Here is a 686-nt window from a genome sequence, read left to right as displayed (position 1 = left end):
CGAGGCGGTCGACCTCGCCCTCACCGACAAGGACCGCTACCAGGAACTGGTCACCGACGCCCACCCGTCGATCGCCGCCTTCGGTGGCATGTTCCTGCTGATGATCTTCCTGGACTTCATCTTCGAGGACCGGGACATCAAGTGGCTGACCTGGATCGAGCGTCCGCTGTCCAAGCTCGGCAAGGTCGACATGCTGTCGGCCTGCATCGCGCTGATCGTCCTGCTGATCGCCTCCCTCACGGTCGGGGCCAACGCCCACCAGCACGGCGGCCTGCACGTGGACAAGGCGGAGACCGTCCTCCTCGCCGGCATCGGCGGTCTGATCACCTACATGATCGTGGGCGGGCTCTCCGGCTACTTCGAGAACCGGCTCGAGGAGTCGGAGGAGCGTGAGCACGAGGAGGAGGAGAAGGCCGCGCGGGCCGGCAAGCCCAGGACGGCCCTCGCCATCGGCGGCAAGGCCGCGTTCTTCATGTTCCTCTACCTCGAGGTCCTGGACGCGTCCTTCTCCTTCGACGGCGTGATCGGCGCCTTCGCCATCACCAACGACATCGTGCTGATGGCCCTGGGTCTCGGCATCGGCGCCATGTACGTGCGTTCGCTGACGGTCTACCTGGTCCGCCAGGGCACCCTCGACGAGTACGTCTTCCTGGAGCACGGCGCGCACTACGCGATCGGCGCCCTCG

1 protein-coding gene is annotated in these 686 nt (G+C 66.5%); it reads left to right on the top strand.

The features are described 5' to 3' along the window. Positions 1-686 (top strand): DUF475 domain-containing protein (locus tag AOK18_RS19025; RefSeq protein WP_157865126.1); only part of this gene is annotated, 686 nt, incomplete at both ends.

Origin of the sequence: Streptomyces prasinopilosus (genome assembly GCF_001419695.1) — a bacterium.
In the GTDB taxonomy this organism is placed as follows: domain Bacteria; phylum Actinomycetota; class Actinomycetes; order Streptomycetales; family Streptomycetaceae; genus Streptomyces; species Streptomyces prasinopilosus.
Note: the sequence above shows the minus strand (reverse complement) of the source record. Positions and strands in the feature narration are given on the sequence as shown.